The sequence below is a fragment of the Pseudomonas sp. CFBP 13602 genome, from assembly GCF_014842725.1.
Classification (GTDB): Bacteria; Pseudomonadota; Gammaproteobacteria; order Pseudomonadales; family Pseudomonadaceae; genus Aquipseudomonas; species Aquipseudomonas baltica.
Genome location: NZ_JACYVT010000004.1, coordinates 140,103 through 155,008 on the forward strand (window position 1 = coordinate 140,103; position 14,906 = coordinate 155,008).

Genomic DNA, 14,906 nt, shown 5'->3' on the forward strand with positions numbered 1-14,906 from the left:
TGGCGTGATGTGCGAAGGCACCGCAGCAGGAACGTCGGACGGGCAGGGCGCGATAAAAAAGGCGCGATGTTGCCAGTTTTGCCCAGTGGAGGAAAGCGCGAATGCGGCTTGAATGTGGCAACGCGATAAGAGGCAGGTCGCACGAAGTTGCACCTGAGCCACGCAGTGACCATGCAAAAGTTGCGCCTTTAGGTTGCACTGTTTTTGTGCGAAGGTGTTACCGACGTCGTTTTTTGGTGCGGCATATCGCCCCACGCTGAGTAGTTCGGTAATCCGTCTCGGCCCGCAAAGCAAACCTCAACGGATTCAATCTGTTGGCACGAATGGCCAAGAGGTCCGTTTCAGGGCGGCAGGATATACCTTGGTACAATTTGGCGCAATTTTTGCGTAAAAGATAAGGAACGGGGTGTAGCGGACTTTGCACAAGGCTCGCGATCACCGCCGGACAGAACGCTATTCTTCGCAAAGGTAGTTTTATGAGTACGCAGAATTCCACAGGTCTCGCTCAGGGACTCAAGCCGCGTCATGTAACTATGTTGTCGATCGCCGGTGTCATTGGTGCCGGCCTGTTCGTAGGTTCCGGGCACGCCATCGCCGCTGCCGGCCCTGCTGTGCTACTGGCCTATGCTGCTGCCGGCAGCCTGGTGGTGCTGGTCATGCGCATGCTCGGTGAAATGGCCGTTGCCTCGCCGGACACTGGGTCGTTTTCCACCTACGCCGACCGTGCCATCGGTCACTGGGCCGGTTTTTCCATCGGCTGGTTGTACTGGTGGTTCTGGGTGCTGGTGATTCCGCTGGAAGCCAACGCCGCCGCTTCGATCCTGCATGCCTGGATTCCCGACGTGTCGCATTGGGTGTTCGCGCTGTTGATCACCTTGGTGCTGACGGTGACCAACCTGTTCAGCGTGAAGAACTACGGTGAATTCGAATTCTGGTTCGCGCTGATCAAGGTGCTGGCAATCATTGCCTTCATCGTCGTTGGCCTGGGCGCCGTGTTCGGTTTCATGCCCAACAGCCAGGTCAGCGGTGTCAGCCACCTCACCGACACCATGGGCTTCATGCCCAACGGGCTGGGTGCCGTCGTCGCCGCCATGCTGACCACCATGTTCTCGTTCATGGGTACCGAGATCGTCACCATCGCCGCCGCCGAATCGAAGAACCCCGGTCAGCAGATCTCCAAGGCCACCAACTCGGTGATCTGGCGGATCTTCCTGTTCTATCTGGTTTCGATCTTCCTGGTGGTGGCTCTGGTGCCGTGGAACGACCCGCGTCTGGCGGAGCTGGGCTCGTATCAGACCGTTCTCGAGCTGATCGGCATTCCTAACGCGAAGCTGATCGTCGACATCGTGGTATTGGTTGCGGTGACCAGCTGCCTGAACTCGGCGCTGTACACCGCGTCGCGCATGCTGTTCTCCCTCAGCAAGCGCGGCGACGCGCCTGCTGCCGCGCAGAAAACCTCGAAGTCCGGTACCCCGTCGGTGGCCGTGCTGATGTCCACCGCCGCCGCATTCGTGGCCGTGATCGCCAACTACGTCGCCCCAGCGGCGGTGTTCGACTTCCTGCTGGCTACCTCTGGCGCCATCGCGCTGCTGGTGTATCTGGTGATCGCCGTGTCGCAACTGCGCATGCGCCGCAAGCGCGAGTTGGCCGGTGAGAAGATCGACTTCAAGATGTGGCTGTTCCCCGGCCTCACCTACCTGGTCATCCTGTTCATCGTCGCGGTGCTCACCACCATGGCCCTGCGCGAAGACCACCGCGTGGAAATTCTCGCCACCGGTGGCCTGGCCATCGCGGTGGTCGTCGCCGGGCTGATCGTCTCCAGCCGCCGCAAGGCCGGTAACGCGCGCGTGGCGCTCGGTCGCTGATCGCTTCGACCGCTTGAACGCAAAGGCCGCTGTCGGTGACGACAGCGGCCTTTGTTGTTTCTGCGGGCCTGTAAGCGGGCAAGCTTGCCTGGCTTGGCGTGTCAGCCGCTCAAGTTATCCTGTTCCTTCGCTTCGGAATCACTTGTCCGCGCCCTGGCAGGTGGTTTGAGGAACGCCTGTTTCCATTCCGGCCACTGCTCGACCTTCCGCCGGCACAAGGCAAGGTGGTTGAGAAACGCCTGCTTCTTCGAGGTCATGGCTGACTGCTCACCGATTGACTGTAAGGCGGACGAGAGATGTTCGAGCTTTTCATCGGCATGCATGCTGACTCCGTGTGCTTGCTCTTGATCCGTCCTTTGATCGTTGGGTGGCTCCCGGTGTTTATCGAGAGATAAGCGCGAAGCCTGAAAGATAGCCGATGAGCCTGTAGGGGGGGCAGACGTGAATAGGTTCGAGAGGTAACAGCATATGTGAGCATGGCAGGGGTACGAGGAAGCCACTCAGCCCCCAAATCCCGCCCAATAAAAAACCCCTGAATCTTTCAATTCAGGGGTTTCTCGGTATTAGTGGTGCCCAGAGACGGAATCGAACCGCCGACACGGGGATTTTCAATCCCCTGCTCTACCGACTGAGCTATCTGGGCAACGGGGCGCATTAAACTGGTTTTTCGACGGGTCGTCAAGCGTGATGTCGAAAAAAATTTTAATCATTACCGTCGCTTACGATTTTGCTGGGTTATTCGGCGGGTGGTACGTAGCCGTCGGCCTTGGCGTATTCCTCGCCGGACAGGTACTTGTCCATTTCGCCCTGGAGGAATTTGCGGTCTTCGGCGTTCATCATGTTCAGGCGGCGCTCGTTGATCAGCAGCGTCTGGTGTTTCTGCCAGTCGCCCCAGGCTTGCTGGGAGACGTGGTTGTAGATGTCTTCGCCCTTGGCGCCGGGGTAGGGAGGGCGTTCCAGGCCAGGCAGTTCTTCTTTGTACTTGCGGCACAATACGGTGCGGGTCATTACAGATCTCCTGCGTTCAAGGCGTCGGCTGCGTGTTGCAGCAGCTTCTTCACCGGGGCTGCGAGGCCCAGGCGCGGCGGTGTGGCGAGGTTATACCAGAGCCAGTCGGCCTCGGCCACGTGGTGGGCGGTCTGTTCGACCTGCACCAGCCAGGGGTCGATGGCCAGCTGGAAGTGGCTGAAGGTGTGGGTCATGGCTGGCAATTGACGGCGTGCGAGCATGTGTAGTGCGTGCTGGTCGGCAAGGTGATCGAGGTCGCTCAGATCATCGAGCTGCGGAAGGCTCCACAGGCCGCCCCACAGGCCTGTCGGGGGCCTGCGGTAGAGCAGGATGGCGCCGTCGCGGTTGGCGAGCAGGGGCATCAGTGTTGCGCGTTGCGGGATGGTCTTGCGCGGCTTGGGCACCGGGTAACGGATTTCCAGGCCGAGCATGTGCGCTTCACAGCTCTTTTCCAGCGGGCACAGCAGGCAGCTGGGCTTGCTGCGGGTGCACAGCGTGGCGCCCAGGTCCATCATTGCCTGGGTGTAGTGGTTCACCCGGGTCTGCGGAGTCAGGCGCTCGGCGGTGGCCCACAGCGCCTTGGCCACCTTGGGCTCGCCTGGATAGCCTTCCTGCGCGGTGTAGCGGGCGAGCACGCGCTTGACGTTGCCGTCGAGGATCGGCGCGCGCAGGCCCATGCTGATGCTGGCAATCGCGCCGGCCGTGGACAGGCCGATACCGGGCAGCTCGACCAGTTTCTCGACGTCGCGGGGAAACTCGCCGCCGTGCTCTGTCATCACGATTTTCGCGGTTTTCTGCAGGTTGCGCGCGCGGGTGTAATAGCCCAGCCCGGTCCACAGGTGCAGCACTTCGTCTTCCGGCGCCTCGGCCAGCGCCTGCACCGTGGGCAGCGCGGCCATGAAGCGGTCGAAGTAGTTCAGTACCGTGCTGACCTGGGTTTGCTGCAGCATGATTTCCGACACCCATACCCGGTAAGGGTTGATGCCCTGCTGCCAGGGCAGATCATGCCGGCCATTGCGGTCGTACCATTCCAGCACGGCGCTGGAAAACTGCTCGGGGCTCATCGGTTGAACAGACCTCGCAATGCGTCTTTGAGTTTTGGATCGACCTTGTCGCCCAGTTTTTCTTCGAGCTTCTCGTCGATCTTGTCGCGAATACGGTCGCCGGCCAGCTTGGCGGCGACCTGGCCCAAGCCGTCACGGTCGATGCGGCAGGCCTTGGCGCCCATCTCCAGCGGGCCGCGGCAGCGCAGCGGCAGCTCGACGCCTACGAAGCGCTCGCCCACCTGGCAGGCCGGGTCGGCGCTGGTGCCTTGTTCGCCGTCGACCACCACACCGATGCGGTAGTCCATGCCCAGCACGCGCAGATCGACGTCGCCGTTGCCCTTCACCGTCAGGCCGGGGATGCGTACGAGCAGGTCCTGGTTGCTGGCCACACCGTTACGGAACACCAGGCTGCCCTTGAGCTCCTTGAACGGCGTGTCCTTGCCGCGCGGTTCGCCGTTGAGCGTTTTGCGGTTGAGCACGGAGATGCCGCGGCAGATCTGCTGCTCGAGGTTGGCGTTGACCAGCACGCCGTCGTTGAGGACGAAGCTGGCGGTACCGTTGAGCGATTCGACGAGGGCCTTCTGGCTGTTGCCTGAACCGCTGAGGTTGCTGTTGAGGTTCAACAGGCCGCGCAGCGGTGGGTTGGCGTTCTGCGTCTTGATGAAGTTTTCCACCGGCACCTTGTCGATGCGTGTCTGCAACGCCAGCAGCGGCATGTCCGGGCGCACGTCGAGCGTGCCCTGGGTGTTGAAGCTGCCGTTGTAGAGGCCGCCGGCCAGGGTCTGCAGGGTCAGCATACCGCCCTGGCCCTGTGCCTTGAGGGTGGCGTTGTGCACAGGCAGGCCCTTCAGGGTCAGTTGGCCAATGGTCAGGTCGGCCTGCACGTCCAAAGCGCGCAGACGTTCCACGGGCAGCAGGCGGTCATCGCTCCAGGCGCCGCGGGTCGGGGGCTCCGGCAGCGGTGATTCGCCCGAGGCGACTGCGGCCGCTTCGCTGTTCTGCACTTCGGCCTGGCGCGCCGCGCTGGCATTGGTGGCCTTTTCGGTCTTGGCCGGCAGGTAGCGATCGGCGTTGAAGGTGTCGCCCTTGAGCTGCAGGCGCAGGGCCTGGCGGGCAAAATCGTCCACGGCGATGCGGCCGGTGAAGGTGCTGTCGTCCAGTTTCAGCGTCAGGTCTTCCAGACCAAGGCTGTCGCGGGTGCCCTGCAGGCGGCTGACCAGCTCGAACTTGCCGAGGCTGCCCGGTGCCATCGTCGGCAACGGTTGGCCGATGCCGTCGAAGAAGGCGCGCAGGTCGAACTCGGCAATCGACAGGCCGCCGGTGAGCTGAGGGTCGCTGTCCAGATTGCGCACGCGCAGTTCGCCCAGCGCGCGCAGCTGATTGGCGGCCAGCTTGAGGCCGGTCCATTCGGCGACGTTGGCGGACTGGTCGAGCAGCAACTGCCCCTGCGCGCTGAAGGTAACGGTCTTGCCCTGCAGCGGGTCGCCCGAGGCTTCACCGCTCAGGCGCATGTCTTCGAGCTGGTAGCGCTTGAGCACGCGGTCGAAGCGAAGCTCGCCGGCAAGCTCGGTGCGGGCCCGCACGACCGGCTGGTTGGTGCCCAGGAAAGCGGTCAGTTTCAGCGGAATGTCCGCGCCTTCGTGGACGGCGCCGGTGCTCAGCTGGATGCTTTCGGCGGTGTACATGCGGCCTGTGCGCACGTCGTTGTACTGCACGCGGGCGTTGTTCACGGTCAGGCTGTCGATGTCGAGCTTGACCGGGCGTGAGGGCGCCTGCGGTTTGCCCGGCTCGGTGACTGCCGGTGCGTTCGGGTCGGTGGCGTCGGCCGTGGTGGCGGGCAGCGGCTTGCCGATGTCTTCCCAGTTGCCGTGGCCGTTGGCATCACGTTCCAGGGACAGGTTCAGGCCTTCGACCCGTACGTCGCTCATCTGCACTTCCTTGCGCAGCAGCGGCAGCACGCGCACGGACAGCCCGAGCATCTGCAGGTCGGCGAAGGGTGCCTTGGGGTTGGCAAGGGTGGCCACGCTGGCGTCGTGCAGTTCCAGGCCCAGCCATGGGAACAGGCTCCAGCCGATATCCCCGTTGAGGGTCAGCTCGACGTGAGCCTTGTCCCGTGCCAGTTGGCGAATCTCGTCCTTGTAGTCGTTGGGGTCGAACAGGTGGGTGAGGGCGAAGCCCAGGGCCACCAGAATCAACAACAGACCGAGAATGCACAGGCCGAGGATTTTGCCGAACGCTTTCATGGGCGAGTCCTTTAGTCCGAATTTTGGAAGTTAGCGGGAGAGTATAACGTTGTGCGACTGGCGATGTGGGCGGTCCGTCGGTGCCATTTCACTGGGCGCCGACGGCCGCTTCGTGAAGGTCGCCCAAGCGCTTTGGGCCGTGGGTTTCACCGCTTCATCAGGCGACTGCCGAGCCATTCAGGGGGATTTTGCCAACCACCTGGCAGATCATCGCGATAAAGGGATAGCAGTTTGCTTCCATTGGTTACATCTAGTGGTAATCTCCGCCCCTTCAACTGTCCGCTGCGACTTTATGTCGCGATTTGCCAAGTGCTGCCGATAAAACAATCGATCGCCAACGCGCGTGAAGAATGTGGGCGCATTTGTGTGCAGACAGCTGAACTACAAAAATCAACGGGGGTTACAAAATGAGCAGTAGTCTTTCGGGCGGCGGCGTGGGTGCCCAGCCAGGATTCCTGTCCAAGGAGCGGATCATCGCCAAGCCTGGCTTCAACCGCTGGCTGGTTCCACCAGCAGCGTTGGCCATTCACTTGTGCATCGGCATGGCGTACGGTTTTTCGGTGTTCTGGCTGCCATTGTCCAAGGCGATCGGTATCACCGCGCCAGTGGCGTGCACGCCCGACATGAGCTTCTTCAGCCAAGTGTTTTCATCGTCCTGTGATTGGTCGGTGTCGATGCTGAGCTGGATCTACACACTGTTCTTCATCTTCCTGGGCTGCTCGGCAGCCATCTGGGGTGGCTGGCTGGAACACGCCGGGCCGCGCAAGGCCGGTGTGGTTTCGGCACTGTGCTGGTGCGGTGGTCTGGTCATTTCCGCGTTGGGTATCTACACCCACCAGATCTGGCTGATGTGGCTGGGCTCGGGCGTGATCGGCGGTATCGGCCTGGGGCTGGGCTACATTTCCCCGGTATCGACCCTGATCAAGTGGTTCCCGGACAAGCGCGGCATGGCTACCGGCATGGCGATCATGGGCTTCGGTGGCGGCGCCATGGTGGGCGCACCGCTGGCAGCGGTACTGATGGGCCATTTCGCCTCGCCTACCAGCGTCGGCGTGTGGCAGAGCTTCCTGGTGATGGCGGCGATCTACTTCGTCTTCATGATCGGCGGCGCATTGTCCTACCGCGTACCGCCTACCGGTTGGAAGCCTGAAGGCTACGTCGCTCCGGCGAAGAAGGCCAAGGGCATGATCACCAACCGCCACGTGCACGTGAACGTGGCCTGGAAGACGCCTCAGTTCGCCCTGGTGTGGCTGGTACTGTGCCTCAACGTTTCCGCAGGTATCGGCATCCTCGGCATGGCTTCGCCGCTGCTGCAGGAAGTGTTCGGCGGCAAGCTGCTGGGCGTGGACCTGGCGTTCAACCAGCTGGACTCGGCGCAACTGGCGCAGATCGCTGCCATCGCGGCGGGCTTCACCGGCTTGCTCAGCTTGTTCAACATCGGTGGCCGCTTCTTCTGGGCTTCGTTCTCCGACTACATCGGCCGCAAGGTGACCTACTTCGTGTTCTTCGCCCTGGGCGTGGCACTGTACGCCTCGGTACCGACCCTGGGTCATTCGGGCAGCATCGCGCTGTTCGTGGCAGCCTTCTGCATCGTGCTGTCGATGTACGGCGGCGGCTTCGCCACGGTTCCGGCCTACCTGGCCGACCTGTTCGGCACGCAGATGGTCGGCGCCATCCACGGTCGCCTGTTGACCGCCTGGGCCGTGGCCGGTGTGCTGGGTCCGGTGCTGGTGACCAACCTGCGTGACTACCAACTGGCGCAGGGCGTTCCGCGCGCGGCCGTGTACGACACCACGTTGTACATCCTCTCCGGTTTGCTGGTGCTGGGTTTCATCTGCAACGCGCTGGTGCGTCCGGTGGCCGACAAGTACTTCATGACCGATGCCGAGCTCAAGGCCGAGCAGGCGCTGGGCCATGACAAAGGTGCAGACGGCACGACCGTGCTGGAGTGGAAGGCCAATCCGGCTTCCAAGCCGCTGGCCATCGCTGCCTGGCTGGCCGTGGGCATTCCGTTGGCGTGGGGTGTGTGGGTGACCCTGCAGAAGACGGCGGTGCTGTTTCATTGATGTAGATGCTTGAATCTGCAGTGGCCCGTTCGCGGCCACTGACCGCTCCTACGACATTCCGTAAGAGCGGTCATCGGCCGCGAAAAGGCCACCGCAGATCATCCTTTCCCCCCTCTTCTGTTCCCGTTTCCCGCCTGCGTGCCTATAATGATCACCTTTTTCGCCCAACGATTTTGCGGAGCTGGTGATGGCCGAACGTATCGCGTTCGTCGAGCGCAACACTCTGGAAACCCAGATCAAAGCCTCGATCAACCTGGATGGCACCGGAAAGGCCCGATTCGATATCGGCGTTCCTTTTCTTGAGCACATGCTTGACCAGATCGCCCGGCACGGGCTGATCGACCTGGACATCGAGTGCAAGGGCGACCTGCACATCGACGACCACCACACCGTGGAGGACGTCGGCATCACCTTGGGCCAGGCATTCGCCAAGGCCATCGGCGACAAGAAAGGCATCTTTCGCTACGGCCACGCCTACGTCCCGCTGGACGAAGCGCTGTCGCGCGTGGTCATCGACTTCTCCGGCCGCCCCGGCCTGCAGATGCACGTGCCCTACACCCGCGCCACCGTCGGCGGCTTCGATGTGGATCTGTTCCAGGAGTTCTTCCAGGGCTTCGTCAACCACGCCAACGTCTCCCTGCACATCGACAACCTGCGTGGGCACAACACCCATCACCAGATCGAAACCGTGTTCAAGGCTTTCGGCCGCGCGCTGCGCATGGCCGTCGCGGTCGACGAACGCATGGCCGGGCAGATGCCGTCGACCAAGGGCGTGCTCTGATGCAGACCGTCGCGGTAATCGACTACGGCATGGGCAACCTGCACTCCGTGGCCAAGGCTCTGGAGCATGTCGGTGCCGGCAAGGTACTGATCACCAGTGACGCCAATGTCATTCGTGAAGCCGACCGCGTGGTCTTTCCCGGTGTGGGTGCCATTCGCGACTGCATGGCTGAAATCCGTCGCCTGGGCTTCGATGTGCTGGTGCGCGAAGTCAGTCAGGACCGGCCCTTCCTGGGTATCTGCGTCGGCATGCAGGCGTTGATGGAGCACAGCGAAGAGAACGCCGGCGTCGACTGCATCGGCGTGTTTCCCGGCAAGGTGCGCTTTTTCGGCAAGGACCTGCACGAAGGTGGCGAGCACCTGAAGGTCCCGCACATGGGCTGGAACGAAGTGCAGCAGGCGGTGGATCACCCGCTGTGGCACGACATTCCGGACCTGGCGCGTTTCTACTTCGTGCACAGCTATTACATCGAGGCCGGCAAGCCGGGCCAGGTGGTGGGGCGCGGCCATTACGGTCGCGACTTCGCCGCGGCACTGGCCGAGGGGTCACGCTTCGCCGTGCAATTCCACCCCGAGAAGAGCCATACCCATGGCCTGCAGCTGCTGCAGAATTTCGCAGCCTGGGATGGACGCTGGTAATGGGCAAGGCCAGCAAGCCGCCCATTCTTACCCTGACGCCGGAGCAGGAGAGCGAAGCGGCCGAGAAGATCAAGCGGTTCATGCGTGACCGCTTCGATCTCGACCTGGGTTCGTTCGAGGCCCTCGAGGTGCTCGAGCTGTTCACCCGCGAAATGGCTCCACACTATTACAACAGGGCGATTTTCGATGTGCAGGCGCACCTCAGCGAGAGGTTCGAAAGCATCGAGAGCGACCTGTGGGCGCTCGAGAAGAACTGACTTCCGAGCATCGCCGTTCACCGACTTCGAAGGTTTTTGCAGATGCTGATTATCCCCGCTATCGATCTTAAAGACGGTGCCTGCGTGCGCCTGCGCCAGGGCCGCATGGAAGATTCCACGGTGTTTTCGGACGATCCGGTGAGCATGGCTGCCAAGTGGGTCGAGGGCGGCTGCCGTCGCCTTCACCTGGTCGATCTCAACGGTGCCTTCGAAGGCCAGCCGGTGAACGGCGATGTGGTCACCGCCATTGCCAAGCGCTATCCGCACCTGCCGATCCAGATCGGCGGTGGCATCCGCTCGCTGGAAACCATCGAGCACTACGTCAAGGCCGGCGTGAGCTACGTGATCATCGGCACCAAGGCGGTCAAGCAGCCCGAGTTCGTCGCCGAGGCTTGCCGTGCATTCCCCGGCAAGGTCATCGTCGGCCTGGACGCCAAGGATGGCTTCGTCGCCACCGACGGCTGGGCGGAAGTGAGCACGGTGCAGGTCATCGACCTGGCCAAGCGGTTCGAGGCCGATGGCGTGTCGGCGATCGTCTACACCGACATCGCCAAGGACGGCATGATGCAGGGCTGCAACGTACCCTTCACCGCTGCTCTGGCGGCCGCGACCAAGATCCCGGTGATCGCCTCCGGCGGTATCCACAACCTGGGCGACATCCGTGCCCTGCTGGACGCCAAGGCGCCGGGCATCATCGGCGCCATCACTGGCCGCGCCATCTACGAAGGCACCCTGGACGTCGCCGAGGCCCAGGCATTCTGCGATTCGTACAGCGCGTAACGCCGGACGCAGCTCGCGCCACAGCTCCCTGTAGCAGCGGCGCAAGCCGCGTCCGCCTGCACCTCGGTCCAACTTTAGCGGAGAACCCCCATGGCCCTGGCCAAACGCATCATCCCCTGCCTGGACGTGGACAACGGCCGAGTGGTCAAGGGCGTCAAGTTCGAGAACATCCGCGACGCCGGCGATCCGGTCGAGATCGCCCGGCGCTACGACGAGCAGGGCGCCGACGAGATCACCTTCCTGGACATCACCGCCAGTGTCGATGGCCGTGACACCACCCTGCACACCGTCGAGCGCATGGCCAGCCAGGTCTTCATTCCCCTGACCGTGGGCGGCGGCGTGCGCACGGTGGCGGATATCCGCAACCTGCTCAATGCCGGTGCGGACAAGGTTTCGATCAACACGGCTGCGGTGTTCAACCCTGAGTTCGTCGGCGAGGCAGCTTCGCGCTTCGGCTCCCAGTGCATCGTGGTGGCCATCGATGCGAAGAAGGTCTCGGGGCCCGGCGAAGAGCCACGCTGGGAGATCTTCACCCACGGTGGGCGCAAGCCTACCGGCCTGGACGCCGTGCAATGGGCGCAGAAGATGGAAGGCCTGGGCGCGGGTGAGATCCTGCTGACCAGCATGGACCAGGACGGCATGAAGAACGGCTTCGACCTGGGCGTGACCCGCGCCATCAGCGACGCGTTGGGCATTCCGGTGATCGCTTCCGGCGGGGTGGGCAACCTGCAGCACCTGGCCGATGGCGTTATCCAGGGCGGCGCGAGCGCGGTGCTCGCCGCCAGTATCTTCCACTTCGGCGAGTACACCGTGCCTGAAGCCAAGGCGTTCATGGCCAAGCAAGGCATCGTGGTCCGCTGACCCTGTAGCAGCGGCGCAAGCCGCGTCAGGCGTCACCGCGTTGCGCCAGGTTCACCGCACGCACCGCCGACGCGGCTCGCGCCGCTGCTACAAGGAATCTGTCGTTGCGGTAACCGCGTCCGGCATCCCGGTAATGACGATTGCCGTTTCGGTAACCGTGTCCGGCGTCCGGGTAATGACGATCGCCGTTGCGGTAACCGCGTCCGGCGTCCGGGTAATGACGATCGCCTTCACGGCAACCGCGTCCGGCGTCCGGGTAATGATGGTCACCGTTTCGGCAACCGCGTTCGGCATCACCGCGACCCTGTAGCAGCGGCGCGAGCCGCATCGGCGGGCAGCGCGGTGGGACGGCTAATCGCGTCGGCGTTTGACGGGGCTTGCGCCGCTGCTACAGGGGTAAGGAGTTTGTATGTACCATGGCGAACGAATGAACGCCTGGACCCATTTGGCAGGGGCTGTGCTGGCGGCGGTCGGTGCTGTCTGGCTGCTGCTGGTGGCAGCGTTTCAAGGTGATCCCTGGAAGATCGTCAGCGTGTGCATCTATGGCAGCACGCTGATCCTGCTCTACAGCGTTTCCACGATCTACCACAGCGTGCGCGGGCGCGGCAAAGCGCTCATGCAGAAGCTCGATCACCTGTCGATCTACCTGCTGATCGCCGGCAGCTACACGCCGTTCTGTCTGGTCACCCTGCGCGGGCCTTGGGGCTGGAGCCTGTTCGGTGTGGTCTGGGGGCTGGCGGTGCTGGGCATGTTGCAGGAGATCAAGCCACGCTCCGAGGCCCGCGTACTGTCCATCGTGATCTACGCGGTGATGGGCTGGATCGTGCTGGTCGCGATCGAGCCGCTGCTGCGCCTGCTGGGCCCCGCCGGATTCGCCTGGCTGGCCGCGGGCGGCGCGCTGTACACCGTGGGCATCATCTTCTTTGCACTGGACAAGCGCCTGCGCCATGCCCACGGGATCTGGCACCTGTTCGTGATCGCGGGCAGCGTGCTGCACTTCATCGCGATCTTTTTCTACGTCATCTGAACCCTAGAAATCACCCCATAGCTGCTGCGCCACCGCCAGGGCAACCACCGGCGCGGTTTCGGTGCGCAATACGCGCGGCCCGAGGCGGGCAGCGTGAAAGCCGCCAGCCTTGGCCTGCTCCACTTCGGCATCGCTCAAACCGCCTTCAGGGCCGATCAGGAACGCCAGGCTGGCAGGTTTTGCATGGCTGAGCAGCGGCTCTGCAACGGGATGCAGCACCAACTTGAGTTCGGCGTGGCTGGCGGCGACCCAATCGGCCAGCGCCTGCGGCGCATGAATGACCGGCACGCTGGAACGGCCGCACTGCTCGCACGCGCTGACCGCCACCTGGCGCCAGTGGGCCATGCGCTTGTCGGCGCGCTCGTCCTTGAGGCGCACCTCGCAGCGCTCGCTCACCAGGGGGGTGATTTCACTCACGCCCAGTTCGGTAGCTTTCTGGATCGCCCAGTCCATCCGTTCGCCACGGGACAGGCCCTGACCCAGATGGATGGCCAGCGGCGAATCGGGCTGGCCGGCAAACTGTTCGTCGAGGGTGACGCTGACGCGTTTCTTGCCCACTTCCAGCAAGGTGCCGAGGTATTCCTGACCGCTGCCGTCGAACAGCTGCACCTTGTCGCCGGCGGCCATGCGCAGCACGCGGCCGATGTAGTGGGCCTGGGCTTCGGGGAGTTCGTGTTCGCCCAGGGCGAGCGGGGCGTCGATGAAAAAGCGGGACAGTCGCATGGGGGTGTCTCTGGTGATTTTGTGGTGTTTATTCGGGCCTTTTCGCGGCCACTGGCCGCTCCTACGGTTGCAGGGTGTGCCCCTGTAGGAGCGGCCAGTGGCCGCGAAAGCACTGGTACAGGCGACGTCCTACTCAACCCGGATCGCGAAACCCGGGGTGGAAATCTTCGGCGACCTGCACGCTCACGCTGCTGCGCGTGGCGATATCGATCCCCTCGCTGGCCACCTCGGCCAGGAAGTCGATCTGCTCGGGCGTGATCACATAGGGCGGCAGGAAATACACCACACTGCCCAGCGGCCGCAGCAACGCGCCACGTTCGAGTGCGTGGTTGAATACTTTCAATCCGCGCCGTTCCTGCCAGGGGTAGGCGGTTTTGCTGGCCTTGTCCTGAACCATTTCGATGGCCAGGACCATGCCGGTCTGGCGCACTTCGGCCACATGGGCATGATCGACCAGGTGCGCCGTGGCGCTGGCCATGCGCTCGGCCAGGGCGCGGTTGTTCTCGATGACGTTGTCCTGCTCGAAGATGTCCAGCGTCGCCAGCGCCGCGGCACAGGCCAGCGGATTGCCGGTGTAGCTGTGCGAATGCAGGAAGGCGCGCAGGGTCGGGTAGTCGTCGTAGAAAGCGCTGTAGACGTCATCGGTGGTCACACAGGCGGCCAGCGGCAGGTAGCCCCCGGTCAGCGCCTTGGACAGGCACAGGAAATCCGGACGGATGCCGGCCTGTTCGCAGGCGAACATCGTTCCGGTGCGGCCAAAGCCCACCGCGATTTCGTCGTGGATCAGGTGCACGCCGTAGCGGTCGCACGCCTCGCGCAACAGCTTGAGGTACACCGGGTGATACATGCGCATGCCGCCAGCGCCCTGGATCAACGGTTCGATGATCACCGCAGCAATACTTTCATGGTGCTCGGCCAGGGTGTGTTCCATGGCCTGGAACAGCGTGCGCGAATGCGCCTCCCAACTCACCCCTTCGGGCCGCAGGTAGCAGTCCGGGCTCGGCACTTTCAGCGTGTCGAGCAGCAGCGGCTTGTAGGTTTCGGTGAACAGCGGCACGTCACCGACCGACATCGCCGCAATGGTTTCGCCGTGATAGCTGTTGGTCAGCGTGACGAAGCGCTGCTTGTTCGGCTGGCCGCGGTTGACCCAGTAGTGAAAGCTCATCTTCAGCGCGACTTCGATGCACGATGAGCCGTTGTCGGCGTAGAAGCAGCGGGTCAGCCCCTCGGGCGTCATCTTGACCAGCCGCTCGGACAGCTCGATCACCGGCTGATGACTGAAGCCGGCCAGGATCACGTGTTCCAGCTGGTCGACCTGATCCTTGATGCGCTGATTGATGCGCGGGTTGGCGTGCCCGAACACATTGACCCACCAGGAGCTGACCGCATCCAGGTAACGCTTGCCTTCGAAGTCCTCCAGCCATACGCCTTCACCGCGCTTGATCGGGATCAGCGGCAGCCGCTCGTGGTCTTTCATCTGGGTGCAGGGGTGCCACAAGACCTCGAGGTCGCGCTTCATCCACTGATCGTTGAGTCCCATCTTTTTCTCCCGCGGCAACACGCTTGGCAAACAGTCGCGCAAGCCTATGCAATGAGGCCTCGGCTCACAAC

Annotated in this window: 15 protein-coding genes and 1 tRNA gene; 9 read left to right on the forward strand and 7 right to left on the reverse strand. The window is 63.1% G+C overall.

Going from position 1 to position 14,906, the window contains the following annotated elements:
• Positions 1-476: 476 nt before the first annotated feature.
• A complete protein-coding gene (gene gabP / locus IFU31_RS09520; RefSeq protein ID WP_192058900.1) occupies positions 477-1,865 on the forward strand; it encodes a GABA permease in 1,389 nt (462 codons plus the stop codon).
• Positions 1,866-1,966: 101 nt separating this feature from the next.
• Here the strand turns inward: gabP and IFU31_RS09525 are convergent, their stop codons facing one another.
• The 5 genes from IFU31_RS09525 to IFU31_RS09545 all read right to left on the reverse strand — a co-directional run bounded on the left by IFU31_RS09525 (position 1,967) and on the right by IFU31_RS09545 (position 6,162).
• A complete protein-coding gene (locus tag IFU31_RS09525) occupies positions 1,967-2,188 on the reverse strand; it encodes a hypothetical protein (RefSeq protein WP_192102799.1) in 222 nt (73 codons plus the stop codon).
• A 244-nt stretch (positions 2,189-2,432) separates the two neighbouring features.
• Positions 2,433-2,508 (reverse strand) — tRNA-Phe (locus IFU31_RS09530).
• Positions 2,509-2,600: 92 nt separating this feature from the next.
• On the reverse strand, positions 2,601-2,873 hold the full coding sequence (locus tag IFU31_RS09535; RefSeq protein ID WP_043191657.1) for an oxidative damage protection protein: 273 nt from the start codon (positions 2,871-2,873) through the stop codon (positions 2,601-2,603).
• Positions 2,873-3,937, reverse strand: coding sequence for an A/G-specific adenine glycosylase (mutY, locus tag IFU31_RS09540; protein ID WP_192102800.1), 1,065 nt, complete (start codon positions 3,935-3,937; stop codon positions 2,873-2,875). Before mutY ends, IFU31_RS09535 begins: the two co-directional genes overlap by 1 nt.
• Positions 3,934-6,162, reverse strand: a complete 2,229-nt coding sequence (locus IFU31_RS09545) for an AsmA family protein (protein WP_192102801.1) — start codon at positions 6,160-6,162, stop codon at positions 3,934-3,936. The genes mutY and IFU31_RS09545 overlap by 4 nt, the downstream gene beginning before the upstream one ends.
• 407 nt (positions 6,163-6,569) lie before the next feature.
• Here IFU31_RS09545 and IFU31_RS09550 point away from each other — a divergent pair, with 407 nt between their 5' ends.
• The 8 genes from IFU31_RS09550 (at position 6,570) to trhA (ending at position 12,572) form a co-directional block, all read left to right on the forward strand.
• Positions 6,570-8,228: an OFA family MFS transporter gene (locus tag IFU31_RS09550; RefSeq protein WP_192102802.1), complete on the forward strand. Its 1,659-nt coding sequence runs from the start codon at positions 6,570-6,572 to the stop codon at positions 8,226-8,228.
• Between the two features lie 187 nt (positions 8,229-8,415).
• On the forward strand, positions 8,416-9,009 hold the full coding sequence (gene hisB / locus IFU31_RS09555; RefSeq protein ID WP_043191647.1) for an imidazoleglycerol-phosphate dehydratase HisB: 594 nt from the start codon (positions 8,416-8,418) through the stop codon (positions 9,007-9,009).
• Positions 9,009-9,647: an imidazole glycerol phosphate synthase subunit HisH gene (gene hisH / locus IFU31_RS09560; protein WP_122480566.1), complete on the forward strand. Its 639-nt coding sequence runs from the start codon at positions 9,009-9,011 to the stop codon at positions 9,645-9,647. The genes hisB and hisH overlap by 1 nt, the downstream gene beginning before the upstream one ends.
• A complete protein-coding gene (locus tag IFU31_RS09565) occupies positions 9,647-9,904 on the forward strand; it encodes a DUF2164 domain-containing protein (protein ID WP_122480565.1) in 258 nt (85 codons plus the stop codon). Before hisH ends, IFU31_RS09565 begins: the two co-directional genes overlap by 1 nt.
• Before the next feature lie 42 nt (positions 9,905-9,946).
• On the forward strand, positions 9,947-10,684 hold the full coding sequence (gene hisA / locus IFU31_RS09570) for a 1-(5-phosphoribosyl)-5-[(5-phosphoribosylamino)methylideneamino]imidazole-4-carboxamide isomerase (RefSeq protein ID WP_192102803.1): 738 nt from the start codon (positions 9,947-9,949) through the stop codon (positions 10,682-10,684).
• A 90-nt stretch (positions 10,685-10,774) separates the two neighbouring features.
• Positions 10,775-11,545 carry an imidazole glycerol phosphate synthase subunit HisF gene (gene hisF / locus IFU31_RS09575; RefSeq protein WP_043191638.1) on the forward strand — a complete coding sequence of 257 codons (771 nt, stop codon included), beginning with the start codon at positions 10,775-10,777 and terminating at the stop codon, positions 11,543-11,545.
• A gap of 40 nt (positions 11,546-11,585) precedes the next feature.
• The gene (locus tag IFU31_RS09580) at positions 11,586-11,855 is read left to right on the forward strand and encodes a hypothetical protein (RefSeq protein WP_192102804.1); all 270 of its coding nucleotides are present in this window, start codon (positions 11,586-11,588) and stop codon (positions 11,853-11,855) included.
• Positions 11,856-11,954: 99 nt separating this feature from the next.
• Positions 11,955-12,572, forward strand: a complete 618-nt coding sequence (gene trhA / locus IFU31_RS09585; RefSeq protein WP_192102805.1) for a PAQR family membrane homeostasis protein TrhA — start codon at positions 11,955-11,957, stop codon at positions 12,570-12,572.
• 3 nt (positions 12,573-12,575) lie between these two features.
• On the opposite strand, the gene IFU31_RS09590 is transcribed toward trhA, so the two are convergent.
• Both IFU31_RS09590 and IFU31_RS09595 read right to left on the reverse strand, forming a co-directional pair.
• Complete coding sequence (locus IFU31_RS09590; RefSeq protein WP_185794879.1) at positions 12,576-13,295, reverse strand: 16S rRNA (uracil(1498)-N(3))-methyltransferase; 720 nt, start codon at positions 13,293-13,295, stop codon at positions 12,576-12,578.
• Between the two features lie 133 nt (positions 13,296-13,428).
• Positions 13,429-14,835 carry an adenosylmethionine--8-amino-7-oxononanoate transaminase gene (locus IFU31_RS09595; protein WP_185794880.1) on the reverse strand — a complete coding sequence of 469 codons (1,407 nt, stop codon included), beginning with the start codon at positions 14,833-14,835 and terminating at the stop codon, positions 13,429-13,431.
• Between the last annotated feature and the right edge of the window lie 71 nt (positions 14,836-14,906).

Excerpts from the sequence above, each read along its gene's own strand:
- IFU31_RS09550 (WP_192102802.1), top strand. The coding sequence starts at position 6,570 with ATGAGCAGTAGTCTTTCGGGCGGCGGCGTGGGTGCCCAGCCAGGATTC.
- IFU31_RS09590 (WP_185794879.1), bottom strand. The coding sequence starts at position 13,295 with ATGCGACTGTCCCGCTTTTTCATCGACGCCCCGCTCGCCCTGGGCGAA.
- IFU31_RS09545 (WP_192102801.1), bottom strand. The coding sequence starts at position 6,162 with ATGAAAGCGTTCGGCAAAATCCTCGGCCTGTGCATTCTCGGTCTGTTG.
- gabP (WP_192058900.1), top strand. The coding sequence starts at position 477 with ATGAGTACGCAGAATTCCACAGGTCTCGCTCAGGGACTCAAGCCGCGT.
- hisA (WP_192102803.1), top strand. The coding sequence starts at position 9,947 with ATGCTGATTATCCCCGCTATCGATCTTAAAGACGGTGCCTGCGTGCGC.
- IFU31_RS09565 (WP_122480565.1), top strand. The coding sequence starts at position 9,647 with ATGGGCAAGGCCAGCAAGCCGCCCATTCTTACCCTGACGCCGGAGCAG.
- hisF (WP_043191638.1), top strand. The coding sequence starts at position 10,775 with ATGGCCCTGGCCAAACGCATCATCCCCTGCCTGGACGTGGACAACGGC.
- hisB (WP_043191647.1), top strand. The coding sequence starts at position 8,416 with ATGGCCGAACGTATCGCGTTCGTCGAGCGCAACACTCTGGAAACCCAG.
- trhA (WP_192102805.1), top strand. The coding sequence starts at position 11,955 with ATGTACCATGGCGAACGAATGAACGCCTGGACCCATTTGGCAGGGGCT.
- IFU31_RS09595 (WP_185794880.1), bottom strand. The coding sequence starts at position 14,835 with ATGGGACTCAACGATCAGTGGATGAAGCGCGACCTCGAGGTCTTGTGG.
- hisH (WP_122480566.1), top strand. The coding sequence starts at position 9,009 with ATGCAGACCGTCGCGGTAATCGACTACGGCATGGGCAACCTGCACTCC.
- mutY (WP_192102800.1), bottom strand. The coding sequence starts at position 3,937 with ATGAGCCCCGAGCAGTTTTCCAGCGCCGTGCTGGAATGGTACGACCGC.
- IFU31_RS09525 (WP_192102799.1), bottom strand. The coding sequence starts at position 2,188 with ATGCATGCCGATGAAAAGCTCGAACATCTCTCGTCCGCCTTACAGTCA.
- IFU31_RS09535 (WP_043191657.1), bottom strand. The coding sequence starts at position 2,873 with ATGACCCGCACCGTATTGTGCCGCAAGTACAAAGAAGAACTGCCTGGC.